25 protein-coding genes and 2 pseudogenes are annotated in these 22,393 nt (G+C 61.1%); 10 read left to right on the top strand and 17 right to left on the bottom strand.

Annotated features, from left to right (window positions below; genetic code table 11):
- Window positions 1-116: 116 nt before the first annotated feature.
- Window positions 117-1,538 (bottom strand): ATP-binding protein, encoded by a 1,422-nt coding sequence (locus BLT75_RS00130; protein ID WP_342726580.1) that lies wholly within the window; start codon window positions 1,536-1,538, stop codon window positions 117-119.
- A complete protein-coding gene (locus BLT75_RS00125; RefSeq protein WP_093026689.1) occupies window positions 1,535-2,257 on the bottom strand; it encodes a response regulator in 723 nt (240 codons plus the stop codon). Before BLT75_RS00125 ends, BLT75_RS00130 begins: the two co-directional genes overlap by 4 nt.
- A 170-nt stretch (window positions 2,258-2,427) precedes the next feature.
- On the opposite strand from BLT75_RS00125, the gene BLT75_RS00120 reads away from it, so the two are divergent.
- From BLT75_RS00120 to BLT75_RS00095, 6 genes are all read left to right on the top strand, one after another.
- On the top strand, window positions 2,428-3,012 hold the full coding sequence (locus BLT75_RS00120) for an EF-hand domain-containing protein (protein ID WP_245706292.1): 585 nt from the start codon (window positions 2,428-2,430) through the stop codon (window positions 3,010-3,012).
- Between the two features lie 75 nt (window positions 3,013-3,087).
- On the top strand, window positions 3,088-3,474 hold the full coding sequence (locus tag BLT75_RS00115) for a DUF302 domain-containing protein (protein WP_093026688.1): 387 nt from the start codon (window positions 3,088-3,090) through the stop codon (window positions 3,472-3,474).
- A 140-nt stretch (window positions 3,475-3,614) separates the two neighbouring features.
- Window positions 3,615-3,923, top strand: coding sequence for a hypothetical protein (locus BLT75_RS00110; RefSeq protein ID WP_093026687.1), 309 nt, complete (start codon window positions 3,615-3,617; stop codon window positions 3,921-3,923).
- Between the two features lie 24 nt (window positions 3,924-3,947).
- Entirely contained in the window at window positions 3,948-6,281 is a 2,334-nt protein-coding gene (locus BLT75_RS00105; RefSeq protein WP_093026686.1) for a heavy metal translocating P-type ATPase, read from the top strand.
- 148 nt (window positions 6,282-6,429) lie between these two features.
- A complete protein-coding gene (locus BLT75_RS00100; RefSeq protein ID WP_093026685.1) occupies window positions 6,430-6,624 on the top strand; it encodes a heavy-metal-associated domain-containing protein in 195 nt (64 codons plus the stop codon).
- A gap of 67 nt (window positions 6,625-6,691) precedes the next feature.
- Window positions 6,692-7,147: a DUF411 domain-containing protein gene (locus BLT75_RS00095; protein WP_093027266.1), complete on the top strand. Its 456-nt coding sequence runs from the start codon at window positions 6,692-6,694 to the stop codon at window positions 7,145-7,147.
- A gap of 607 nt (window positions 7,148-7,754) precedes the next feature.
- Here BLT75_RS00095 and BLT75_RS00090 read toward each other — a convergent pair.
- From BLT75_RS00090 to BLT75_RS00065, 6 genes are all read right to left on the bottom strand, one after another.
- A complete protein-coding gene (locus tag BLT75_RS00090) occupies window positions 7,755-8,327 on the bottom strand; it encodes a c-type cytochrome (protein ID WP_093026684.1) in 573 nt (190 codons plus the stop codon).
- A complete protein-coding gene (locus BLT75_RS00085) occupies window positions 8,324-9,577 on the bottom strand; it encodes a PQQ-dependent sugar dehydrogenase (protein WP_093026683.1) in 1,254 nt (417 codons plus the stop codon). The genes BLT75_RS00090 and BLT75_RS00085 overlap by 4 nt, the downstream gene beginning before the upstream one ends.
- Before the next feature lie 64 nt (window positions 9,578-9,641).
- Window positions 9,642-11,210 carry a GMC family oxidoreductase gene (locus BLT75_RS00080; protein WP_093026682.1) on the bottom strand — a complete coding sequence of 523 codons (1,569 nt, stop codon included), beginning with the start codon at window positions 11,208-11,210 and terminating at the stop codon, window positions 9,642-9,644.
- A 22-nt stretch (window positions 11,211-11,232) separates the two neighbouring features.
- Window positions 11,233-11,757, bottom strand: a complete 525-nt coding sequence (locus BLT75_RS00075) for a gluconate 2-dehydrogenase subunit 3 family protein (protein ID WP_093026681.1) — start codon at window positions 11,755-11,757, stop codon at window positions 11,233-11,235.
- Window positions 11,758-11,780: 23 nt separating this feature from the next.
- Window positions 11,781-12,176 carry a VOC family protein gene (locus BLT75_RS00070; RefSeq protein WP_093026680.1) on the bottom strand — a complete coding sequence of 132 codons (396 nt, stop codon included), beginning with the start codon at window positions 12,174-12,176 and terminating at the stop codon, window positions 11,781-11,783.
- 107 nt (window positions 12,177-12,283) lie between these two features.
- The gene (locus BLT75_RS00065) at window positions 12,284-12,574 is read right to left on the bottom strand and encodes a ribbon-helix-helix domain-containing protein (protein WP_093026679.1); all 291 of its coding nucleotides are present in this window, start codon (window positions 12,572-12,574) and stop codon (window positions 12,284-12,286) included.
- Window positions 12,575-12,681: 107 nt separating this feature from the next.
- Between BLT75_RS00065 and BLT75_RS24690 the strand changes: the two are divergent.
- Window positions 12,682-13,338, top strand: a pseudogene (locus tag BLT75_RS24690) (GntR family transcriptional regulator).
- A gap of 276 nt (window positions 13,339-13,614) precedes the next feature.
- Here BLT75_RS24690 and BLT75_RS23990 read toward each other — a convergent pair.
- On the bottom strand, window positions 13,615-13,956 hold the full coding sequence (locus BLT75_RS23990) for a hypothetical protein (RefSeq protein WP_143028485.1): 342 nt from the start codon (window positions 13,954-13,956) through the stop codon (window positions 13,615-13,617).
- Window positions 13,957-14,377: 421 nt separating this feature from the next.
- Here BLT75_RS23990 and BLT75_RS00050 point away from each other — a divergent pair, with 421 nt between their 5' ends.
- On the top strand, window positions 14,378-15,214 hold the full coding sequence (locus tag BLT75_RS00050; protein ID WP_093026676.1) for a hypothetical protein: 837 nt from the start codon (window positions 14,378-14,380) through the stop codon (window positions 15,212-15,214).
- Window positions 15,215-15,315: 101 nt separating this feature from the next.
- Here BLT75_RS00050 and BLT75_RS00045 read toward each other — a convergent pair whose 3' ends face one another.
- Both BLT75_RS00045 and BLT75_RS25215 read right to left on the bottom strand, forming a co-directional pair.
- Window positions 15,316-16,194 carry a substrate-binding domain-containing protein gene (locus BLT75_RS00045; RefSeq protein WP_245706291.1) on the bottom strand — a complete coding sequence of 293 codons (879 nt, stop codon included), beginning with the start codon at window positions 16,192-16,194 and terminating at the stop codon, window positions 15,316-15,318.
- A 27-nt stretch (window positions 16,195-16,221) separates the two neighbouring features.
- Window positions 16,222-16,365: pseudogene (locus BLT75_RS25215) on the bottom strand (LacI family DNA-binding transcriptional regulator); the annotation flags it as partial.
- 193 nt (window positions 16,366-16,558) lie between these two features.
- On the opposite strand from BLT75_RS25215, the gene BLT75_RS00040 reads away from it, so the two are divergent.
- Both BLT75_RS00040 and BLT75_RS00035 read left to right on the top strand, forming a co-directional pair.
- On the top strand, window positions 16,559-17,200 hold the full coding sequence (locus BLT75_RS00040; protein WP_093026674.1) for a cobalamin-dependent protein: 642 nt from the start codon (window positions 16,559-16,561) through the stop codon (window positions 17,198-17,200).
- Between the two features lie 33 nt (window positions 17,201-17,233).
- Window positions 17,234-17,881 carry a hypothetical protein gene (locus BLT75_RS00035; RefSeq protein ID WP_143028484.1) on the top strand — a complete coding sequence of 216 codons (648 nt, stop codon included), beginning with the start codon at window positions 17,234-17,236 and terminating at the stop codon, window positions 17,879-17,881.
- A 15-nt stretch (window positions 17,882-17,896) separates the two neighbouring features.
- Here BLT75_RS00035 and BLT75_RS00030 read toward each other — a convergent pair whose 3' ends face one another.
- The 6 genes from BLT75_RS00030 to BLT75_RS00005 form a co-directional block, all read right to left on the bottom strand.
- Window positions 17,897-18,631, bottom strand: a complete 735-nt coding sequence (locus tag BLT75_RS00030) for a cytochrome b561 domain-containing protein (RefSeq protein WP_093026672.1) — start codon at window positions 18,629-18,631, stop codon at window positions 17,897-17,899.
- The gene (locus tag BLT75_RS00025; RefSeq protein ID WP_093026671.1) at window positions 18,621-19,607 is read right to left on the bottom strand and encodes a hydroxyacid dehydrogenase; all 987 of its coding nucleotides are present in this window, start codon (window positions 19,605-19,607) and stop codon (window positions 18,621-18,623) included. Before BLT75_RS00025 ends, BLT75_RS00030 begins: the two co-directional genes overlap by 11 nt.
- Entirely contained in the window at window positions 19,607-20,860 is a 1,254-nt protein-coding gene (locus BLT75_RS00020; protein ID WP_176827774.1) for an LVIVD repeat-containing protein, read from the bottom strand. The genes BLT75_RS00025 and BLT75_RS00020 overlap by 1 nt, the downstream gene beginning before the upstream one ends.
- A complete protein-coding gene (locus BLT75_RS00015) occupies window positions 20,860-21,636 on the bottom strand; it encodes an HpcH/HpaI aldolase family protein (RefSeq protein WP_093026669.1) in 777 nt (258 codons plus the stop codon). The genes BLT75_RS00020 and BLT75_RS00015 overlap by 1 nt, the downstream gene beginning before the upstream one ends.
- On the bottom strand, window positions 21,633-22,049 hold the full coding sequence (locus BLT75_RS00010; RefSeq protein WP_093026668.1) for a uroporphyrinogen decarboxylase family protein: 417 nt from the start codon (window positions 22,047-22,049) through the stop codon (window positions 21,633-21,635). The genes BLT75_RS00015 and BLT75_RS00010 overlap by 4 nt, the downstream gene beginning before the upstream one ends.
- Window positions 22,050-22,126: 77 nt before the next feature.
- Window positions 22,127-22,393: integrase core domain-containing protein (locus BLT75_RS00005; RefSeq protein ID WP_143028483.1), on the bottom strand; the 267-nt coding region annotated here is incomplete at its 5' end.

Raw genomic sequence — 22,393 nt, 5'->3', positions numbered from 1 at the left:
TTTCGCCGACGGTCGAACTCTTCCGTCGTTCTTCCTGCCAGTTTTCCCCGACGCCCGAGGCGGCCGGAGGCGGCGCCGCAAGACCCGTGATTGCAGGACGTGCCGTTCGGTTCATTTCAATGCTCCTTCTGCCGCCGCCCATCGTCGACGGCGCCGTCCTCATCGAGCGGGATGAAAATGGACGCCTTCAGCCCGCCTTCGGGGCGGTTTTCGAGCCGGATGTCGCCGCCGTGCCCGCGCACGATCGCGCGGGCGATGGCAAGGCCCAGCCCGTGCCCGCCGGTTTCGAGTGAGCGGGACGCTTCGAGTCTGTGAAACGGCGCAAAGACTTCTTCAAGCTCTTCGTCCGGGATTCCGGGCCCCTCATCGATGACCTCGATTACCATATCATCGCCCGCGCGGTGCCAGCTGACCGTGGCGCCGCCAGCATAGCGGACGGCATTCTCCGCCAGGTTGCGTACGGCCCTGCGCAGCGCAAGCGGGTGTATGCGCACCTTCATCGACGGGCCATCGGTCAGCTCGAAAGGTGTGGCCATGTCCCGCGCCAATGTCTGGAGCCAGTCGTCCAGATCGACAATCTCGGAGGGTTCGCGGCCTGCCAGCCCCTCGGCGAAGTTGAGCGTGGCTTCAGCCATCGTCTGCATCTCGTCGATAGACGCGATCAGACTCTCGCGGATCACCTCGTCCTCGACGAGTTCGGCATCGCACCGCATCGCCGTGAGCGGAGAACGCAGATCATGGCTTACGGCCGCAATAATGCGGGTACGATCCGCGACAAAGCGCGTCAGCCTTTCCTGCATCCGGTTGAACGCGCGGGTGAGATTCCGCACCTCGTCAGGACCGGCGACCGGCAACGGGGCGACCTCATCGCCGCGCCCCACGTTCTCGGCGGCGCGCGAAAGTTCGCGCAGCGGCCCGGTCAGGCGGGTCACGACGAACCAGAACGCCGCGACAAGGATCAGCGCGGCGGTCAGTCCGAAAGTCAGGACGGAGGCGAGCGGCCATTGCAAGGGCGGGCGTTCGAACCGGGTTCCGACGTTCAGCCATTGGCCACCGTCCAACGCGATTGACAGGGTCATTTCGACCGCCTGCATCCGGCCATGCATCATCTCTTCATGCAGTTCGGCCATCTGTGGCGACAGGTTCGGGATCGGATGCAGAGGGACCAGGGTTTCCCTTAGGTTGACCCGGATATCGCGATCAGTGTTGTGGCCAAGCAATGCCCGGACGCGCGATTCGATATAGGTGGCGTGATGATGGTCGGGCGTCGTGACGCGCGGGGCAGACGCGAGGTCGAAACGCACCAGCGGCGAATTCGCGGCCCGCACGATCGCGTCGGAAAGATCCGGCGGAGCTTCCTCCAAAAGGCGCACGATGTGGGCGGCGCGCCCGGCCGCCTCGAAGCCGAGCGCAGCCCGGACGGCCAGGCTGCGCTCGTCCGCGAAAAGCCACAGGCTTACCACCTGCGCGATTGCCAGCGCCCCAAGAATGAGGATCACAAGCTGTGTGCGCAGGCTGCCCATGCGGGGCCGGGTCACGCGATCACCTCGACGTCCGCGTTCAGACTGTAGCCGTGGCTGCGGACGGTGGTGATGAGCGCCGGGTGCAACGGGTCCGCCTCGATCTTGCGCCGCAGCCGGCTGATCTGGTTGTCGATCGTGCGGTCGAGCGGGCCCGCCGCGCGCCCCGCCGTAAGATCAAGAAGCTGCTCACGGCTCAGAACCATGCGCGGACGCGCGAGAAGAACCGTCAAAAGCCGAAAATCCGCTGTTGTCAGTTGCACGCGAGTGCCATCCCCGTCCATGATGACATGGGCATCGGTATCGAGCGTCAGCCCGCCGAAACGCAGAATGCGACCCGAAATCGTCCCGGCCTCGCTCGTCTCGTAGGCTGCGCGGCGCAGCACCGCCTTGATCCGGGCCAGAAGTTCCCGCGGGTTGAAGGGTTTTGGCAAGTAGTCGTCCGCACCGATTTCCAGCCCGACGATACGGTCCGAATCCTGCCCGAGCGCCGTCAGCATGATGATGGGCAGCCTTTTCTCGGCCGAGATACGCTTGCACACCGAAAGCCCGTCCTCGCCCGGCATCATGACATCCAGCACCATCAGGTCGTAGTGACCTTTGGCGAGTTTCTCGTCCATTTCCCGGGCATCTTTCGCCGCCGTCGCCCGCATGCCATTGCGTTCCAGGAAGCGCGTGACCGAATCCCGTATCTGGCGGTGATCGTCGACAACCAGGATATGTGGCAAGTTGTCCATTCCCCCTGTTTGACAAGGCGGCGACCCACAGTCAGCACCGCGATTGTAACGCTTTGTATCGGACGCGCGTTTTGCGACGAACGGATACAAATCCGCACATGACGCGGCCTTGGCGTTCTTTTCTACTTTCCCATGTCGGTGAGGCAATTCACATAGGAAAGGATGCTGACATGACAACAACAAGGAAACTCGCGGCGGCAACGGCGGTCCTGATATCTCTGGGGAGTACCGCGCTGGCTGCGGGCGATCATGGCCATGGCAGTCAGGGAGCCCGAGGCCAGGGGACCAGCAATCACGACATGAAGCAGATGATGATGCGGATGCACGCGCATATGATGGGGTCCGGTGGCCACATGTCGAGCATGGGCATGATGGGCGATGGCGCCTCGCTGATGAGCATTGCCAAGGACCTGTTCGACACGGATGGCGATGGCAAGATAACATCGCAGGAGGCCCGCGAAGGGCTCCAGACCCTGCTGGCTGAATATGACGCCGACGGCGACGAAGCCCTGTCGCTGAGCGAATTCGAGACACTCCACAGCGCGCTTGTTCGCGAAACCATGGTGGACCGTTTCCAGTTTCTTGACGACGACGGTGATGGCGCGGTGTCGGCGTCAGAGATCGTCAAGCCGGCCGACATGATGAAGCACAAGGAGATGATGCATCACGACATGATGCCGGGAAACAAAGGCGGCATGCACGGAACCGGCGGCATGATGGGGACACCCGGCCAGGGTGGGACGGGCAGCAACTGACCCCGCCGGACAACTCCCCCCTTCCCGGTCCCGCATCGCGTGGGGCCGGGGCTTAACCGTGAAAGGACAGACAGAATGGCATACACGCACGACCGCCTGCTGGCGGACACCGGCATCGACGAGGCGGAGGCCCGCGTCCGCGCGGCGCTGACGGCCAGGGGTTTCGGCATCCTGACCGAGATCGACGTCAAGGCAACGATGAAGCAGAAGATCGACAAGGACATGGACGGCTACAGGATCCTCGGCGCCTGCAATCCGAAAATGGCCTGGGAGGCTATCGGCATCGAGCCACGAATTGGCGCGATGTTGCCCTGCAACGTGATCCTGCGCAGCGTGGAGGACGGTACCGAGGTAAGCGCCGTAGATCCGGTCGCGTCCATGGCGGCTGTCGACAATACCAAGTTGCACGCGGTTGCCGGTCAGGTCCGCGACATGCTGGTTCAAGCAGTGGATGCAGCCTGAAGGAAGTATGCGATGAGAACACCTCCGGGCCGCCGGGCATCATCCGGGACCATACGCCTGTCTACACGGTCGTGATCGCCGGTGCGCTGACCGTCTTTTTCGACTTCAGCCGCGTCGCCTCGCTTGGGCCCCCTTCCAGGATGGACATACTGATCCATCGGGGCGACTGGCGACACCTCAGGACGGAGATCGGCGCACGGGGCTGGATCCTTCTTACCGCTATCGGACTGGACGCCATGGTGATCGGAGCCTTCGCGGTGATGCAATGGCACAGCGACCCGGCGAATCCAGTGATTGCCCTTGCCAGCATGACAGCCGTCCTTGCGTTCGAGCGCGTCTTCCTGAGGCTCAATCCGCCCGGGGACGAAGACCATGATCACGGCCGAAAGGAGGCCGATGACCCCAAGGCTACGCCCCCCTTGACCTTCCCTCAACTGGAACCCCCATAAAGACCGAGTGAAAGGGGATATCCTATGTCCGACCACGCCCATCACGATCACCGCGCTCCCGCACCCGGAGCCGAGACCGCGACAGATCCTGTTTGCGGCATGCAGGTCGAAGTAAGCGAGGATGCCCGCTCGCGCGAATACGGCGGCAAGACCTGGTGGTTCTGCTCGGAAGGCTGCGAAGCGAAGTTCGAGGCCGATCCCTATTTCTATGCCTCGGGAAATGCCGAAAAGGCTGGTCAGCAAGCCCTGCCCGGCACGCAATGGACCTGCCCGATGCACCCTGAGATCGTCCGCGACGAACCCGGAAGCTGCCCAATCTGCGGCATGGCGCTGGAACCGGTTGTTCCGACGGATCAACCCAGTGAGGAATTGACGGACTTCACGCGCCGAATGTGGATCAGCACGGCCGCGGCCGTGCCGCTCATGATCCTGACAATGGGAGAACTGATCGGCCTGCCGGTGCGCGACTGGCTGGGTCATCAACTCTCGGTCCATATCGAGTTTGCCTTGGCCACGCCCATCGTTCTCTGGGCGGCTCGTCCGTTCTTCCTGCGCGGTTTCGACTCCTTGCGGAACCTGTCTCCCAACATGTGGACGCTGATCTCGCTTGGGGTCGGGTCTGCCTACCTGTATTCGCTTTTCGCCACCTTCGCGCCCGGTGTGTTTCCGGAACAATACCGCATGGGCGAAGGTGTCGGCACATACTATGAAGCCGCTGTCGTCATCATCGCCTTGATCTTCGTGGGTCAGGTGCTCGAACTTCGTGCGCGAGAACGGACCGGCGACGCGATCCGCGCGCTTCTGGACCTCGCGCCGAAGACCGCCCGGCGCATCTTGCCGGACGGTAGCGAATATGACGCGCCGCTTGAGAACATCGTCGAAGGCGACCTGTTGCGTGTGCGACCGGGCGACAGCGTGCCAGTGGACGGCGAGGTGGTCGAGGGCCGATCGTCCATTGATGAAAGCATGATCACGGGCGAACCCGTGCCTGTGGAGAAGACCACAGGTGACCGTGTCACGGGCAGCACGATCAACAAGAACGGAACCCTGGCCATCCGCGCAACGCAGGTCGGCGCCGACACGGTGCTTGCCCAGATCGTCGACATGGTGGCCGGCGCCCGGCGCTCGCGTGCTCCGATCCAGGGGCTGGCCGACAGAGTCTCGTCAATCTTCGTTCCGACGGTCGTCGCGGTAGCGATCGCGGCGTTCTTTACCTGGCTTGCCTTGGGTCCCGAACCGGCGCTGGCCTTTGCCATCGCCTCGGCCGTTTCCGTCCTCATCATCGCCTGCCCCTGCGCGCTCGGGCTTGCCACGCCGATCTCGATCACGACGGCGGCCGGACGTGGCGCCCAGGCGGGTGTGCTGATCAAGGACGCCGAGGCGCTGGAACGGATGGCGCGCGTCGACACGGTGATCGTGGACAAGACCGGAACGCTGACCGAAGGCAAGCCGAAACTCACGGATGTCATTGCGCTGGAGGGGCACGAAGAGAGCGAGGTCCTGTCACTTGCCGCGGCCCTCGAACGCGGGTCCGAGCATCCGCTGGCAGAAGCCATCGTGGAAGGCGCGCGCGCGCGCGATACGGAACCCGGTCAAGCGGAAGACTTCGACGCGGTTACCGGCAAGGGGGTTCGCGGCACTGTAAATGGACGCCCGGTGGCACTTGGCAACAGCGCCATGATGGCCGAACTGGATATTCGCATCGATGACGCGGACGAGGCAGCCGACGGGTTGCGGGCCGAAGGGAAAACGGCGATGTTCGTCGCCTTCGACGGCAAGTTGGCGGGGATTGTCGCCGTAACCGACCCGATCAAGAAGACCACCGAAAGCGCCATCCGCGATTTGCACGCCCTGGGGTTGACCGTGATCATGGCGACCGGGGACAACCAGCGAACAGCAGAGGCGGTGGCGCGGAAACTCGGCATCGACGAAGTGCGCGCGGGCGTTCTTCCCGAAGACAAGAAGACGCTCGTGGAGGAGCTCCGGGCTAATGGAGCCCACATCGCCATGGCAGGCGACGGTGTGAACGACGCGCCCGCTCTCGCTGCCGCGGACGTCGGCATCGCCATGAGCACCGGCGCGGACGTCGCCGTTGAAAGCGCCGGGATCACCCTGATGCGCGGCGATCTCGCGGGGCTCGTGCGTGCCCGGAAACTCGCAAAAGGGACGCTGCGAAACATCAAGCAGAACTTGTTCTTCGCCTTCGCCTACAACGCGGCCGGAGTGCCGATCGCGGCCGGTGTCCTCTACCCGTTTGTCGGCCTGCTGCTTTCGCCGATGATCGCGGCGGCGGCGATGAGCCTGTCGTCTGTATCGGTCATCTCGAACGCCCTCCGGCTTCGGCGTCTGGAACTCTGAGAGGTGCCACCTGCCAGACCCGGCTTTCCCGCAGTTTCAATTTGTCGGAACACCGGCCTGCGCGGATTCTGCCCAGGGCCAAAGGATTTCCGTCAGCTTGAATCCCGCAGACGACCCTTTAGAATTCAGTAGGAAAGGAGAAAACGAAATGAAGTTTCACATCCCCGACATGAGTTGCAGCCACTGCACCGCCGCCATAGACAAGGCCCTAAAGGCGATCGATCCGGATGCAAAGGTCGATAGCGACCTGACCTCGAAGACCATCACGATCACGTCGGGAAAGGATGCTGCTGCACTCCGGGCCGCCCTGACGGATGCCGGCTATCACGCGACACAGGTCTGACGACCCGACTGGGCTCCGGCACCGGATGACCGCTGAAACCGAAAAGGATTTGGAAATGGACATACGAATGAACAGACGCGCTTTTCTGGTTATCGGCACCGCTGCCGCCGGGCTGGCGGGGCGGGTTCGCGCTCAGACCCTGGCGCCCCGCATCGTGGTCTACAAGTCACCGACCTGCGGATGCTGCTCGGCATGGGTCGAGCACATGGAAAGCGCCGGGTTTGTAGTGGACGCGCGGGACGTCGACCAGGACAGCCTTAACGCGCTCAAGCAGCAGTCCGGCATTACGCCGGACCTCATCTCCTGCCACACCGCGCTTGTCGATGGGTATGTCCTGGAAGGCCATGTGCCTGCCGGTGATGTCGAGCGTCTGCTCACTGAACGGCCTCAAGCTCTGGGCCTGTCGGTGCCCGGCATGCCGATCGGCTCACCGGGCATGGAGATGGGAAATCAGCGCGAGACGTTCGATACCTTGCTGATGTTCTGGGATGGATCGACGGAGATATTCCAACGACATATCTGATCCGGCGGTGGACCGACCACAGCCTGTTCGCGTATCGCCGCGCGGTCGGTCTCCATTGCGCTGCTCAACGGAGAGATTGCAGGACTTGAGGAGGCTGACAAACCTATCCTGATCGATTTTCACCAAACGGGTTGCATCCGTGAAGTCTGTCAGGCGGTTTGGCCTCCGTGGCGTTCCCTATTCAGGCGCCGTTCCCAGTCGGAGCAAGTCAGTGCGCTCACGACGATCCGGGAACTTTTGAAGTTTGCTGCGAATGAATGAGCCGGGTAGCACAAGCTTTTGCGTTGGCTAGGCCGTGTTGACAAAAGGGATTCAAACACACCGTTCCGCTGGAGCGGGGCGGATGCATGAGATCAAAAGACCACTACTGACCAACTGACGGCTTCAGGAATGCGTCCAGTTGGGACGCGTGGCCAGGATCAGGCCAGCCTTCTGAAACGCGGCCCCTCCGCAAGACGCACGGGAGATGACCGCGAGGACCACTTCGACCGATCCACCATCCGACGCCAAGCCGACCTCAGTGGGGTTGCTCATCGCTGCGGCGCAACTCAATCCGTAAGACGGGCCCGACGTGGTTGAAGGGCGGCCCAATAGGCCACCCTTGCGTTCATTCGACGCTCAGTTGGATCGAGGCATACCAGCGCGCCATCACCTTGATGTCTTCGTCCGAGAGGCCAGCGGCAATGCCAGGCATAACATCGCCACCGCGCGTGCCGTCCCGGAAGGCCTGCAATTGGGCTGTAAGGTACATCTCAGAATCACCCGCCAGATGCGGCACACCTTCGCCCACCGCGATTCCATCGGCACCGTGGCAAGCGGTGCAAATCGCGGGCGCGTCGCCCGGATCAGCCGACAGCGTAGACACAGGCGTCTGCTCAGTGAACCAAGCGGCGATATCCGCGATGTCCTGATCCGACAGCGTCTTGGCAATCACGGACATCATCTCGTTCTGGCGAGTGCCATCGCGATAGGCCTGTAGCTGCGCGCCCAGATACGACGCAGGCTCGCCCGCTATGTTGGGCGCGATCATCAACTTCGCGATCCCGTCCGCACCATGGCAGGTCCGGCATTTCGGCATCAAGGATTCGCCGCTTGCGGGATCGCCCACAGGCAGATCCTGCGCCGCGGCGACCCCGGCGAGCATCAGCCCGCCGAGTGCCAGTATCGGGGCCCGGATCATTCGCCGGTATACGCGATGCGCCAGACCGCTCCCGCGAAGTCGTCAGAAACCAGCATCGAGCCGTCAGGCAGGAAGGCGATGTCCATGGGACGGCCGAGGTATTCGCCGGTCTCCTCAACCAGCCAGCCGTCGGCAAAGACTTCGATCTCGCCTGCGTTGCCGTCCTCGGCGATGGGGACAAACATCACCCGCGCGCCGACCGGCGTAGTGCGGTTCCACGACCCGTGCTGGGCGATGAAGATGCCACCCTGATATTTCGCCGGGAATTGCGAGCCTGCGTAGAAGCGCATCCCAAGGTCGGCGGCATGGGCCGTCGTCTTGACCTGAGGTTCAGTGAAGGAGACGCCTTCGGGGCGAGGCACGTCCTTGTAGTCGGGGATCTCGTATTCGCCGTTGGTCCAAGGGAAACCGAAGTGCTGGCCGGCTTCGGTCTGACGGTTGAGCTCGCCCGGCGGGATGTCATCGCCCAGGCCGTCGACCTGGTTGTCGGTGAACCACAGCTCGCCTGTCGCAGGGTTGAAGTCATGCCCAACCGAGTTGCGCACGCCGCGGGTATAGACCTCGCGGTCCGAGCCGTCGGTGTTCATCCGGATAATGCCGCCGATACCGATCTCGTCGTACATCACGTGCTTCTCCACGGGCTGCACATTGTAGGGCTGCCCGAGCGAGATATAAAGCTTGCCGTCCGGTCCCACGCGGCAGACGCGGGCCGAGTGGTTGAAGCTTTCTTCTTCCTCGGGGATCAACTCGCCCTGAGGGACGACAACAGCTACCGGCTGATCGGGGCCTTCGAAGAAGAATTCGGCCGCCGGGAAGTTCAGGACACGGTTGCGTTCCGCGATATACAGGAACCCATCGCGCGAAAAGCACGGCCCGTTGGGGATGTCGAAGGTGACCGAAGGTGCGAAATCCTTCACCTCGTCGGCGACGCGGTCCTTGTCGCGATCGACAATGGACCAGACCTTGTCTTTGCGGGTGCCCACGAAGGTCACCGTGCCCTGCGGCGCCACCGCCATGGAACGCGCATCCGGCACCACGGCATAGAGCGAGACCTCGAACCCTGCGGGCACGTCGATCGCAGGCAGGATTTTTTTAAGCGCATCTGCGCGTTCGCCGTCCTGCGCGATGAAAGTGAATTCAGCGTCGGTCTTCTGCATGTTACCGAGCCGTTCCATGTTGTCCTGTGCCGCCAATGGCGCGGCCAGAATGGTCGACAGCAAAAGCCCTGCGGTCAGCTTCTTGATCGTCATTCAGTGTCCTCCCTGGTTGAAATAACTTTGGGCGCGCCGCTCCTCGTCGGCGCGCCCCGGCGGGTCAGATGTTACCCGCACGCAGCTCGCGGGCCATGTGGTCGGCTTGGCGAATAGCCAGCGCCACAATGGTCAGCGTCGGGTTTTCGGCGGCACCGGTGGTGAACTGCGACCCGTCCGAAATGAACAGGTTCGGAATGTCGTGGGTCTGGCCCCACTTGTTCACCACGCCGTCCTCTGGGTTCTCGGACATCCGGTTGGTGCCAAGGTTGTGCGTGGACGGATAGGGCGGCGTCGGCAGGGTGCGCGTGGCGCCCACCGCGTCATAGATCGCCATGCCCTGCTTGTAGGCGTGGTCCCGCATCGCCCGGTCGTTGGGGTGGTCCGAGTAGTGGACGTTCGCGACCTTCAGGCCCCACTGGTCCTCGACATCCGACAGAGTCACGCGGTTCGTGGCCTGCGGCATGTCTTCGCCCACTATCCACATGCCGGCCATGTTCTCATAGGAATCAAGCGCCGTGGTGAATTCGCGCCCCCAGCTGCCTGGATCGAGGAAGGCGGCCATGAAGGGCAGGCCCAGCGACAAGGTCTCAAGCTCGTATCCGCCGACGAAACCACGCGACGGGTCGTGACGGGCCTCGTCCTGAACGATGCCAGCCATGGTGGTGCCGCGCCACATCTTCACCGGCTTGTCGAATATCCCGTAAACCGAGCCGGTCAGGTGACGCATATAGTTGCGCCCCACCTGCCCGGACGAGTTCGCAAGCCCCCCGGGGAACATCGACGAGGCCGAATTCAGAAGTATCCGGGGGCTTTCGAAACTGTTGCCCGCGACAGCCACGACGGCGGCCTTCTGCATGTGCAGATTGCCGTCGGCGTCGAAATATTCGACCCCGGTTACGCGGCCTGCTTCGTTGTGCAGGATGCGCGCCACATGGGACCGCTCGCGGACCTCGAGGTTGCCGGTCGCCTCGCCGTTGGGGATGTCTGTATAGGCGGCCGACCACTTGGCGCCCCACTTGCAGCCCTGAAAGCAGAAACCGGTCTGCTGGCATTTGATGCGGTCGCCGTCATCGTGGCTCATGATCGCCATGCGGCCGGTGTGGACCTCTTCATAGCCCAGCTTTTTGGCGCCAGCCTCGAAAACCTTGTAGTTGTTGTTGCCCGGCAGGCCCGGCCAGCCGTTGGTGCGGGTCACGCCAAGTTTCTTCTCGGCCAGATCGTACCAAGGATCCATTTCCTCGGCGTCGATAGGCCAGTCCAGCAGGCTTGCGCCCTCGACCGGGCCATAGGTCGTCAGCGCCTTCCATTCGTGCGGCTGGAACCGGATCGAGGCCCCGGCCCAGTGGGTCGTCGTACCGCCTACGGCCTTCACGATCCACGCGGGCAGGCCCGAGAAATCCTTGGCCACGCGCCAGTCGCCCGACGTGGTGCGCGGATCGGTCCAGGCCAGTTGGCCGAAGCTGTCCCATTCGTCGTTGATGTAATCCTCGGGCAGATAGCGCCCGCCCGCCTCGAGCGCGACGACCGAGATCCCGCGCTGCGCAAGTTCATTCGCCAGCACGCCGCCACCAGCGCCCGTGCCGATCACCACGACAATGCTGTCGTCATTCATGTCAAAAGGTGCAGCCATAACTCTGTCCTCCCCTGCCGGCTCAGAGCCAATTGATGTCGTTGAAACCGCGGTCGATGTAACCGCCGTACTCGAAGGACGAGCCCTCGTAGCCGAAGATCGGCCAGACTGCCTTCTGGTTATAAAGCCCGGTCACAAGGCCACCGCGGATCGTCTGGAAGAACCCGTCGTCCTCCATCGAGCGCAGCACATCCACGCGGTCCCGTTCCCAGCCCAGATCAAGGTAATCCTGCCCGTGCATCTCTTGGGCGCGGGCGTTCATCGCCTTGATGCCTTGCTCGACCATGTCGGCCGCATCGGGCGTGTCATAGCCCTTGACAGCCAGCACATAGTTTTCGTCTGGCACCTTGTCGTGGGGGTAGATGTCGCGCGCCATTTGTACGAGCGTCGCGAACGTTTCAGGGGCTACGGCGTCTATCTCGGCGGCCCAGGCCGCGTCGCGGGCGGCCAGAAAACCGCTGCCGACCACGAAGGATGCACCGGCCGCTGTCGCACGCGACAGAAGCTGGCGACGGGTCAGGCCCTTGGGGCCCATCGTCTTGGTCATTGTCTTTCCTCCCATAAGTTCAGTCACTTGAAACGTCCGGAGCGTTCCAGAACTTCGATCTGGTAGCCGTCTGGATCGGCCACGAAGAAGAAGCGCCCGACCAGTTCGCCGGCGGGTGCGAATTCAACCAACTTGCGGGGGTTCATCCCTTCGGCCTCGAAGCGGGCATGTTCGGCGTCGAGGTCATCGACCGACACCGCCAGATGGCCGTAGCCCTCGCCAAGATCGTAGGGCTCGGTCCGATCCTTGTTGATCGTCAACTCAAGCTCGAACTCCTGTTCGGCGTTCGACATATAGATCAGGGTAAAGGTTGGAAAATCGAGCCGGTCGGCGACGTGCAGGCCGAAAGCTTTTTCGTAGAACGCGACCGAACGGCCCTCGTCCAGCACGCGGATCATGGAGTGGATAGTCTTGGCCAAGAGAGGCCTCCCTTAGGTTTTCATCATCGGTTGTCTGATGATGAAAAGCCTGCCGGGAGGCCGGGTAGTATCGGTTTACTACCCGCCGCATTTTTGAGCGATCATCGTTATGCTGCGGCGATCATCGTCGGGCGGGACGCGGAAAGTTCCATGAATTTCAAGCAGGTACAGCGAAGCAGAGAGGTAAAGTTTTCGGGCTCCCCACGCAGTTCCAGCACTTCCGAGTGCAGAGTGGAAATGAACGCGGGCGTGGTCATCCCTTCGTCCTCGGCCATTCCATCGAGCACGTCCCAATAGGCGTTTTCAAGCCGGATGCTGGTCGATTGACCGTTCAGACGCAGGCGCCGCGTGGTGCTGGCATAGCGGTTCGGGTCCTGATTGGCGAATACGTGACACATGGTGGCTCTCCTCCGTCTCAATTCTGTATTCTGTATACGAAATTCGGAAATTGGTCTACCGACGACGCATCAGACTGGATTTTGGATCACGACACTGTTAGGGCGGAATGTGCATGGATACGATCAGGCCCAAGAAAACGCTGACAGAAGAGACCTATGACATTCTGGTCGAAGCGATCTGCAGCGGAGAGCTGAAGCCCGGCGAACGCCTGACTCAAGACGAAATTGCTGCCCGTTTAAACGTGTCGCGGCAGCCGGTGAACAGTGCGATTTCGATCCTTAAGACGAATCGTCTTGTCGAAGACACGGGTCGCCGCGGTGTCGTAGTTGCGCCGATTGACCCTATGTTGTTCGCCTCGATCTATGAGCTCCGTCTCGCGATCGAGCCATTCGTCCTGCGCCTTGCCGCCAAGCGCATGCCAGCCACCGCCGCCGAAGAAGGACGGCAGATTATGGCTGAAGGAGCAGAGGCACTGGCCAGCGGCTCGGTGCGCGCAGTGGTTGATGCCGACATGCACTTCCACTAGATGCTTTATCGCTGGAGCGGCAACGATGTATTCTTGTCGTCGATGGCAGGAAATTGGCATCACATTCGCCGTGCCATGGTCATTGTGCTTCGTCAGCCCGGCCTGCCGGAAAAGAGCTGGCGCGACCATGAAGCCATTCTTGCGGCGCTACTTTCGGGAGATGTGCCCGGTGCGCAAAGCGCTATGGTCCGTCATATTGAGGAAGCCTCGGAGCGGATTGTCGGTGGCTTGAGGTAGGCCCGCAAAATCCCTGCCCAATCCTTGTCAACATGTGATTCCGGGACACGGCTGAAGCGCTTGCGTCAATCGTCGCCCAGCCAGGTGCGTTCCGCTTCGTCCCGGGGGTCCAATGCCTGAAGGTCCGGAACCCTTCCAATTGTTCCCGCCGCCTCGCTGCTGCGGCGAACTTCCGCTTTCCGCCCATTCAGTTAAGTCCCGCGGAGATACCATCACACCCGGAACGCGCTGCAAGAATTATCTGTTCTCCATGAGCCTGAACCCACCTAAAGGCGCTTACTTCGAAACGGAAGTCTTCGAGAAAACCGCTGATATGATCGAAAAAAGCTGGGGCTGGAAGGACAACCCCGCGCCATTCTCTTCCATGGAAATGATGGCAGACGCAATTCGCATGTTGTGTGGTCGCGCATCGATACCGAGAAGATGCGCGCGATCAACCTGCCCCACTACAAGACGAAGTTTCCCGATGTGTCGCGTTCGCTCTTTCCCGAACATGGCTAAGACATGCCGCGCGGCCTGCAAGATCGGCGTCTGCGTGATCCGCTGACCGTCACGGGCAACGAGTGGCAACAAGCAAAGCGCGCGGAAGTCGATCCGCGTGAGATCAAGGCGGCGCACCCCTTTCGATCCTTTTAACAACGCACTTACCGCACATCGCAAGCGTCGCGCCCTTACGTTCCATCGTGCTGCTCAAGGACGAAGGCGACAACGGAACGAAAGGCTATGCCCGGAAACGACATGACCGATCTCGTGACAGAAGACGAAGAAGCTGCACATATCGGCCAGCGTAAGCGTGGCGAAAGAGCGTTCTTTGTTGAGCGCAATATGCCATGATGCACGATTTTCAAAATCAAGTGGATCAGCGATGGCAGGTATTTGTTCGCTGGTCACAAGCGGGCCGTTCGCTTGCAGGTATGGCAGCATAAGAGATACAGTTGCTAGCGCTCCGCTAAAACACCTGCAACCAGCAAAGTTGTTTTGCTGGCGAGGGTTTTGTTTCCTCGCGACATGGCGTCGGATCTCCAAGGAGACCTCGACCATGGAACCTACGACTGGTCTGATCCTGCGACGGATCACGCAGACAAATCTCTCTGTTGCAGCGCACAAGCTTGCCACCCTCATCCTTGATGCTATCGCCTGGAAGGATGGCTACAACGGTTTGTCGCGCGGAACGGCAGCCTTCACCCTCTCGGCCCTGGCGGAGAAGATGGGTGTTTCACGGCAGTATCTTACGGTTCTTCTGAACGAACTTGAGACGTCGGAGTTGCAGCTCGAGCGAGCGAAGACGAATGGCAAGTTCGCACCCTGGATCTTTCGGTTTTCCGCCTTCGATGAGGAGAGTGAAACCCATGATCTCGTGTCAGGTGAAGGTGACACATCACTATCTAGAGATAATAATAACAAAACTATCTTCTCAGGACTGATCGACATCACCGCGAGTTCGAACGTTTTTCAGACCAGTTGGGCGGAGCTCATCAAAGCAGCGAAGGCCACGCTGCCCTGCTGGAACGTCGACACCCAGATCATCTGGGACCGCTTCCTCGCGTTCAATCGGTCCCGAGGCAACGGAAAGGTGCCGGCCGGCTTCCTGCTTGGCTTCATGCGCCGATGGCGAAATTCGTCGGGAACTCCAACTCGTCCCGCGGCCAAGCCGCCCGCGAGACCAATAACGGACCCCAAAGAGCGCGAATTGCTGAAACAGATGCAAGCCGCACCAACTGCGAACCGCCAGTTCCACGCGTCCGACCTGTGTCGTTTGATCGGGCATGCTGCCTATGAAGCGCGGGTACCCGACGTGATCCGCAAGTTCGGGTGCCGGAGGTTTTCAGCAACGTTGGCGGTGCATGAACGAGCGATGCTGGCAGGGGAAATATAGACGTGAAGCCTAAACTCGAAGAAAGATCCGGCAGCGCTGACAATCGTTCCGTCAGCGGCATGATACGACTGATCTGAAAACGCCATGCGAGTTCGTGTCGATCAGGTCTCGTTCTTCGTCTGCCCAGTGTCGATCCGCCGCACCGTATCGCGCAGGATGAGAGAACCGGGAAACCGTGTGATCTTGGCTTCGGCTTCTGAATTTTCCATCCGCTCAACCAGCATGTCGACGGCCTCGCGGATCATCCGCCGAATGGGTTGGCGAATGGTTGTCAGCAAGTGCCCGGGCCAGGCCGCGGATGGAATATCGTCGAACCCGATCAGCGACAAGTCCTGCGGCACGCGCAAACCCAGCTCGAACCGGACCGCGTGCAGCACGCCGAGTGCCATAACGTCGCTGGCACAAAACACCGCGTCCGGGCGTTCGCTGCGCGCAAACAGCCGCAGACCCGCTTCACGCCCGCTGACAAAAGTATAATCGCCCGTCTCGACCTGAACCGGGGACAAGCCGTCCGCGCGCAACCGTTCCTCGAACCCCGCCCGCCGCTCGCGAGAGGTTTCATCCTCAGTGTCGGCGCCGACAAACGCGATCCGATCGTGACCCGCTTCGCGCAACAGGTCCGCGGCAAGTCGCCCGCCCTCGCGGTTGTCAATCACCACCGAGCTGACGCCGCTTTCGGCGGCACTGCGGTTGTAAAGCATCACCGGAATACCCTTGGAGCGGCATACCTTGGTCATGTGGTTGCTCAGTAACGCCGAGAGGATGATCACGCCATCAATCTGGTATTGCATCAGCGCGTTCAGCGCGTCGTCGACTTGGGCCTGGCTGTCGACAGTAAACAGCAGCATGTGCCAACCCTGCGCCTGAAGATTCCGGCTGAAATGGGCGATGGTGTGAGCAAAAAACGGGTCTTCCAGACGGGTGACAATCACGCCGACCATACCTGATTTCTGATGGTCATCCTTACGCGCGGTCGACATACTTCTTGCAATGGCATTCGGCTGGTATCCCAGCTCTTGCGCGGCCCGCAGCACTTTTTTTCTGGTGGCGTCAGCGATGGACGCGCCGGGGGAAAAGGCCCGGGACACAGCCGATTGCGACACACCGGCGGCTCGGGCGACATCATATGATGTAATTGATCTTCTTTTCATTTTTCGACAACCTCGGCACGTTTGTCTTATCGGCATTCGGTACGTTCTATCTCCGTCCGCGCCGCCTGAAAACCTTTATCGGCGAAGACAAGCGCAGCATGATGCACGGCTCACGCCTATTTTGCAATGTTGACGGCGCATATCAATGCATGATATTGAATGCGCATTCATCGCAGAATCGAAAGCCTGATCTATGCTGACCGAAGACGAAAAAGACGCCCTGTTCGAGGCAATCTGTGACGGGGATCGCGACTGCGTCGTCGCGCTCGTCACCAAAGCCCGCGACGCCGGCGACGACCTTGCAGTTTTGCTGAACGAAGCGATGATCCCAGCCATGGCCGAGGTGGGCGAACAGTTCTCTGCTGGCGAGGTCTTTGTGCCCGAAATGCTTGTCGCCGCGCGCGCAATGCAGGGTGGGATCGACATTATCGAACCCGTGCTAGCCCAAACTGACCACGAACCGCTGGCGCGCGTGTGTATCGGAAGTGTAAAGGGGGACTGGCACGACATCGGCAAGAACCTGGTCGTGATGATGCTGAAAGGCGCAGGCTTCGAGGTCGAGGATCTTGGCGTGGACGTGGCGAACGAAGAATTCGCCAAGGCGCTGGAACGCGGCAACCAGGTTGTCTGCCTGAGCGCCCTTCTGACGACCACCAAGCCCCAGATGATCAGCGTTGTGAACCATTTGCGCGAGGTCAGCAACGGCGCCAAGATTGTCATCGGAGGCGCCGTTATCACCCAGGATTATGCCGACAAGATCGGTGCCGACGCCTTTGGCGAAGATGCTCCGGGTGCGGTCAAGGCGGTCAAACGCGCGTTGGGAATGGTGGCCTGAGCGCCTCTTGGCGTGATGAGCCTCCTTGGCGCCATGACTCATACTGAGGTGCGGTTCACATTGCCTGTATCCGGGCTCCTGGATATCGCGCGGGCGCGGCTGGCGCGTCAGACGCAATATGCGCGCGCGCTGGATAAAGGCGGCAAGCGGGCGGAGGGGCTGGCGGCGTGGTTCGACCAGGCATCAGCATGTATCACGGCGCTGGCCCGGCCCGAGGCATTCTTCATGCCAGTGACGACCACGATGACCGATCGGGGTGTGCTGCTCGCGGACCGGGTGCTGCTGGAAGGCATCGTTGATGCAAATGATCTGCAACGCGGCGCCACGATCACGGCCTATCTTCTCACCCTGAACTACACGCAAGCGCAGGCTTTTGACTGGCTTGGCAAGGACTATGGCGCGCATCACGTTCAGTCCGATCTGGGTGGCGAGGTCTTGTTCGCACTGGGACGCGACGCACACCGATATCTGCGGAACAATGCGGCAACTGGCCGAACGCGTCGTATCCCCGTGCTGGCCAGCGAACAATGTGGCGTTCGGCGCAGCTGGGATCCGGCACGGGTGCAGGCGCTGCTATCCGTCTTCGACAACGCCAATCCCGGCTTCAAGGTGACGGACACCGGCTGTTTTCAGCCGTTGAACTCGCTTCTCGGGCTTGCGCTGCACCTGCCCGACGATTAGGCACCCGCGACCGACTCAGGGTCTCTCGTCCTGCTCGGTCAGCATCCTGCGAAACCGCCGCTTGTTGAAGGGGTGATTGGGATGACTGCCATAGACCGATTGACAAGTGTCGTGGTGATGGCCACGACCTTGAAGGACGACTGCAAGAACAAGGCCTGCAAACACGATGGCTCCCAATGAGATTGCAATCCCGGGCATCCAGAATTGCGACAGGCCCGTCGCCACCGCCCCAACGGCCAGGAACAGGGCGAAATATCCCCCGGTCTTGTGATACGCTTCGAACCACCAGCGCTGCGCGGTCATGTTGAAATGATTACCGCCCCATGTGGCGCGGTTATCAGGATCCGCCTGCGGGTCCTTGCGCCCGCCATGGCTGCCGCGAAACCAGGATGACACCACTTGCAGCACACCCAGGATCAGGGTGCCGACACCAAACCAAGCATGGAGCGACCCTGAGAACCCACCGCTGAGAAGCATCGCGAACCCAGTCCCGCCCACGGCAAGAAACATCGCCACATAGAGAAGCTTCTTGTGCACGGTCCAGCAGAGCTCTGGCCACGCCCATTTCGGGGTGCCGCGCGGGATGCCATAGGTCGTCGGGGGAATCTTGCCGAACCGCAGGAACAACACCGCCACAGGCACCAGCAGAAACCAGATGCCGAACATCAGCAGCGCATGGTTGTCCCAATGAATGGGGATCGTGATGTCGACAATCGGCAAATATCCGTGGGTTGGGATGTCAGACTGCATGCCCGGCCTCTTCCAATGCACGGCGGTTGAAGATCAGTTCGCGGTTCACACGGCTGTTCAGACCATCCACGACGTTCTGGGCCGCGACCGTGCCCATCCTGCGGACGGCCTCGGCACTGAGCGCTGCCGAATGTGGACTGAACACGACATTGGGCAAGCCAAACAGGGGCAGGTCCGGTGCGGGTGGTTCGGAAGTCAGGCAATCCAGCCCGGCGCCACCTTGTGCCATCGGTCCGCCAAGGGCGGCGTAAAGCGCATCCTCGTCGATCAGTCCGCCGCGCGCGGCGTTGATCAGGATCGCGGTCGGCTTCATTCGCGCAAACTCGGGCGCCGCGATCATACCCCTGGTTTCGGGGGTTGCGGGCAGATGAAGGCTCAGAACATCCACCTCGGGCAGGTTTGCTTGCCAGTCGGCGATGGGCAGGCAGCCAGCGTCTAGCACGATCTCCGCCGAGACGAAGGGATCGAACACACGAACTTCCATATCGAAGGCGCGGGCGCGCCGGGCAACCTCGCGACCGATACGGCCAAATCCCAACAGCATCAGGTTTTTCCCGGCCAGTTCGCTCATCACGATGTGATTGCGAAAGTTCCAGTCTGACCCACGCACCGCGGCATCCCCCGGCACCAGTTGCTTTGCCAGCACGAGCATCATTGCCATCACCTGTTCGGCGACCGAAACGGCATTGACCGGACCGACGATGGTGACGGGCACGCCGCGCGCGGCCAGTTCGGCGGTGGGAAGATTGTCGCAACCCACACCATGACGCGACACGACCTGCAGATTGGGCATCTTTTCAACTTGCTCTGCGGTCACCACCCCATAACGGATCAGCAACGCATCGGCCGAAGCAAGGCTGTCCATCGGGACCGGCGTACCGGGGTCGGTGAACAGCTCGACCTCTAATCCCGGTTCCGCGTTCAGAATAGCCATCCCATCAGGGTGAATTTGTCCAGACACTACGACCTTCGCCATCACAGCCCATCCATTTCCATGATATACAGACCCGCATTCATGTCTGTGGTGTAGATCAGGCCCTGCTTGTCCACATAGACATCTGTGGTGTCGACCACCAACGGGCGATTGGGCCGATAGTCCATCAGCCTGGTTGGGGCGGGTGGAACGCAGGCGGCAACCTCTTCCGGGCGGAACGGGTTCGAGATGTCATAGACCCGAAGCCCGGCGTTTTGGTAGGTGACGAACATCAGTTCTTCGCTTTGGAACCCTTCCGACCGGTTTTCATGAACATTGTGCGGCCCGAACTGCCCGCCTTTGTGCTTATAGTCTTCCTCGCCCGGTGGCAGCGTGGTCGCGATGGTCACGGGGTTCTCCGGGACCGAGATGTCATAGACCCAGTTGCGCTTGATCCCGTCCTCGCAATTATCCGCCTGGCTTTCTTCGACGACAAACAGCAGCCCGCGCCCCGGAAGCGGCAAGGTGTTGTGCGTGTGACCGGCAAAAGGCGGGCAAGGATTATCGTGACTGATGAACCGCGGGTTATAGCGATCGGACACGTCAATCAACGACATTCCCCCGTCCCGCCACGCGGCAGCCCCCAGATCACCCTTGATGATCGCATGATGCAACGCATAACGGTACTTGGGATCCCACCGCGGCTTCTCGCCTCCTGCCGTGTGCATGCCCTCCTTCCAAAGCTTTGAAACCACTTCGGGCTTCTCGGGGTTGCGGAAGTCAACAATCATGAAGATATCATCCGAAAACCCCGGAGGAAGAGCGGAGATATAGGCCCAATCGCCGCCATCCCAGAACACCCGATGGACGCCCAGGCCGGGCACGTCGAGAAATGCGATCTCACGCGGGTTGGCCCGGTCTGATATGTCATAAACCCGCATGCCCGCGGAATAGGGCTTGTCTCCGCCCGACAGGTCCACTTTGTCGGCGACAGACCCTTTGTAATACTCGCCCGGATCGAATGCGCCCGAGGTCTCGACCTTCAGCATGTCACACATGTTGTTGACGATCAGAATATCGCCATGAGTCTGAAGGTGCTGGCTCCAGGTGCCTTCAGGCTGCGGGATGTGTTTTACGAAGACCGGGTTCTTAGGATCGCGCACGTCGATGACCGAAAAGCCGTTGTTGAACACGTGCCCCAAATAGGCATAGCCGCCCGAGACCATTATCTGAATGCCGTCGGCACGTCCCCCCTGGTCGGAATGACCCAGAATGCGGATGTTGCGCGCAAAATCGGGGGTGAGAAGGCTGTTCATCATGTCTCTCCTGTCGTCTTGTTGGCGGGGGTGAAGCTGGCCTTCAACGCCTTGGCGCCGTGTTGCAGCAAGCTGTGATCAGAGCCGGTGACGAAGAAACTTGCACCGCAGGCCCGCCAGGGGCCGGGATCCTCGCCCGGCGCGCAATAAAGGCCGGTGGCAGCCCCCTTGGCAGACAGAACGTCGCCGCAAATCTTTGCGGTTTCGGGCGCGGCAAAATCGTCAAGCCCGTATGAAACGCTCAGATCCGCCCGTCCGACAAACAACGCATCGACCCCATCAACCGCGGCGATTCCGTCATAGCAATCGACACCTTCGCGATCCTCAATCTGGCAGATCAGCGACACCTCGGCGCTGGATGCCTTGCGATGTTCCGTCAATGGCCGCACACCGTACCCGCCGGCGCGGGTGGTGCCCGCAATTCCGCGGCCACCAGCCACATAATGCATTGACCGCGCCAACTTGCGCGCCTGCTCAACGCTTGTGACATGAGGCGCCACCACCCCGGCGGCCCCGCAGTCCAGAACACCCAGAATGGTCGAAGGGTCGTCATTCGGCACCCGCACCAGCACGGCGCAACCAACGGCGCGGGCGGCAAGCATGCAAGCGTCGATCGCGGCGCGGTCAAAGGGCGAATGTTCACCGTCCAGGATCAGAAAATCCAGCGGCCCGGCCCCCAGAACTTCGACGACAATCGGGTGCGGCGTCTTGACGAAACACCCGACCAGGGGCTCACGCGCGATCAGGCGTGCCTTGAAGCGGGCATTGGGTGTCATTCCCCACCTTCGCGCTTCAGTCGCTCGAAATATGAGGCGCCGCTGGACAACGCCGCATCCAGATCAAGCGGATACCGCCCCATGTCACGCACCATCTGAAAGAACGCCAACGTGTTCTCGGGCGGAATGTCGTGACCGATATTGTGGCACGGTGCGATGATATATCCCCCATTGGTTCCCAGATCCTTCATGCGGCGGGCGACTTCCCATTTCAGCTCGTCCTGCGTCGCGTTCGGCATCATTTGCTGCACGTCCATCGCGCCGTGGAACGCAATCCGATCCCCAAATTTCTGGTTCAGGGCGGCAGTGTCACCCATCCCGGCCGTCGACGTCTGCACCGGGTTCAGAATATCCGCTCCGGTCTCGATCAGGTCGTCGATCAGGGGCAGCACCGCACCATCCGTATGCATCATCAGTGTCCGTCGTCAGGGTTTTTCGGACTTCGCAGGCCGTTTCGTAACGGAGGCTCTGGTTCGGTTTCTGTTTAAGTTTAAGCGGCAGCTGCTTGGTGCTGCAAGCGGCGTTGCCGGATTGTCTGTTTCTTGATCTCCTCTCTCATCTTCAGGATCTTCGCGCCGCGACCATGGTAGACGTCGGCCGGGGTCAGGTTTGCCAGGCTCTCGTGATATCGGTGGTTGTTGTAGTGGTCGACGAAGGCGCCGATCTGGCGTTCCAACTCGCCGGGCAGGAAGTAGTTTTCCAGCAGAACGCGGTTCTTCATGGTCTGGTGCCAGCGCTCGATCTTGCCCTGGGTTTG

The organism is Ruegeria marina (genome assembly GCF_900101475.1).
Classification (GTDB): Bacteria; Pseudomonadota; Alphaproteobacteria; order Rhodobacterales; family Rhodobacteraceae; genus Ruegeria_B; species Ruegeria_B marina.
This window is presented reverse-complemented; position numbering and strand designations above follow the sequence as displayed.

Coding starts and splice junctions, on each gene's coding strand:
- BLT75_RS00125 (WP_093026689.1), bottom strand. CDS start 2,257: ATGGACAACTTGCCACATATCCTGGTTGTCGACGATCACCGCCAGATA.
- BLT75_RS00120 (WP_245706292.1), top strand. CDS start 2,428: ATGACAACAACAAGGAAACTCGCGGCGGCAACGGCGGTCCTGATATCT.
- BLT75_RS00115 (WP_093026688.1), top strand. CDS start 3,088: ATGGCATACACGCACGACCGCCTGCTGGCGGACACCGGCATCGACGAG.
- BLT75_RS00110 (WP_093026687.1), top strand. CDS start 3,615: ATGGACATACTGATCCATCGGGGCGACTGGCGACACCTCAGGACGGAG.
- BLT75_RS00105 (WP_093026686.1), top strand. CDS start 3,948: ATGTCCGACCACGCCCATCACGATCACCGCGCTCCCGCACCCGGAGCC.
- BLT75_RS00100 (WP_093026685.1), top strand. CDS start 6,430: ATGAAGTTTCACATCCCCGACATGAGTTGCAGCCACTGCACCGCCGCC.
- BLT75_RS00095 (WP_093027266.1), top strand. CDS start 6,692: ATGAACAGACGCGCTTTTCTGGTTATCGGCACCGCTGCCGCCGGGCTG.
- BLT75_RS00090 (WP_093026684.1), bottom strand. CDS start 8,327: ATGATCCGGGCCCCGATACTGGCACTCGGCGGGCTGATGCTCGCCGGG.
- BLT75_RS00085 (WP_093026683.1), bottom strand. CDS start 9,577: ATGACGATCAAGAAGCTGACCGCAGGGCTTTTGCTGTCGACCATTCTG.
- BLT75_RS00080 (WP_093026682.1), bottom strand. CDS start 11,210: ATGGCTGCACCTTTTGACATGAATGACGACAGCATTGTCGTGGTGATC.
- BLT75_RS00075 (WP_093026681.1), bottom strand. CDS start 11,757: ATGACCAAGACGATGGGCCCCAAGGGCCTGACCCGTCGCCAGCTTCTG.
- BLT75_RS00065 (WP_093026679.1), bottom strand. CDS start 12,574: ATGTGTCACGTATTCGCCAATCAGGACCCGAACCGCTATGCCAGCACC.
- BLT75_RS00050 (WP_093026676.1), top strand. CDS start 14,378: ATGGAACCTACGACTGGTCTGATCCTGCGACGGATCACGCAGACAAAT.
- BLT75_RS00045 (WP_245706291.1), bottom strand. CDS start 16,194: ATGTCGACCGCGCGTAAGGATGACCATCAGAAATCAGGTATGGTCGGC.
- BLT75_RS00040 (WP_093026674.1), top strand. CDS start 16,559: ATGCTGACCGAAGACGAAAAAGACGCCCTGTTCGAGGCAATCTGTGAC.
- BLT75_RS00035 (WP_143028484.1), top strand. CDS start 17,234: ATGACTCATACTGAGGTGCGGTTCACATTGCCTGTATCCGGGCTCCTG.
- BLT75_RS00030 (WP_093026672.1), bottom strand. CDS start 18,631: ATGCAGTCTGACATCCCAACCCACGGATATTTGCCGATTGTCGACATC.
- BLT75_RS00025 (WP_093026671.1), bottom strand. CDS start 19,607: ATGGCGAAGGTCGTAGTGTCTGGACAAATTCACCCTGATGGGATGGCT.
- BLT75_RS00020 (WP_176827774.1), bottom strand. CDS start 20,860: ATGAACAGCCTTCTCACCCCCGATTTTGCGCGCAACATCCGCATTCTG.
- BLT75_RS00015 (WP_093026669.1), bottom strand. CDS start 21,636: ATGACACCCAATGCCCGCTTCAAGGCACGCCTGATCGCGCGTGAGCCC.
- BLT75_RS00010 (WP_093026668.1), bottom strand. CDS start 22,049: ATGATGCATACGGATGGTGCGGTGCTGCCCCTGATCGACGACCTGATC.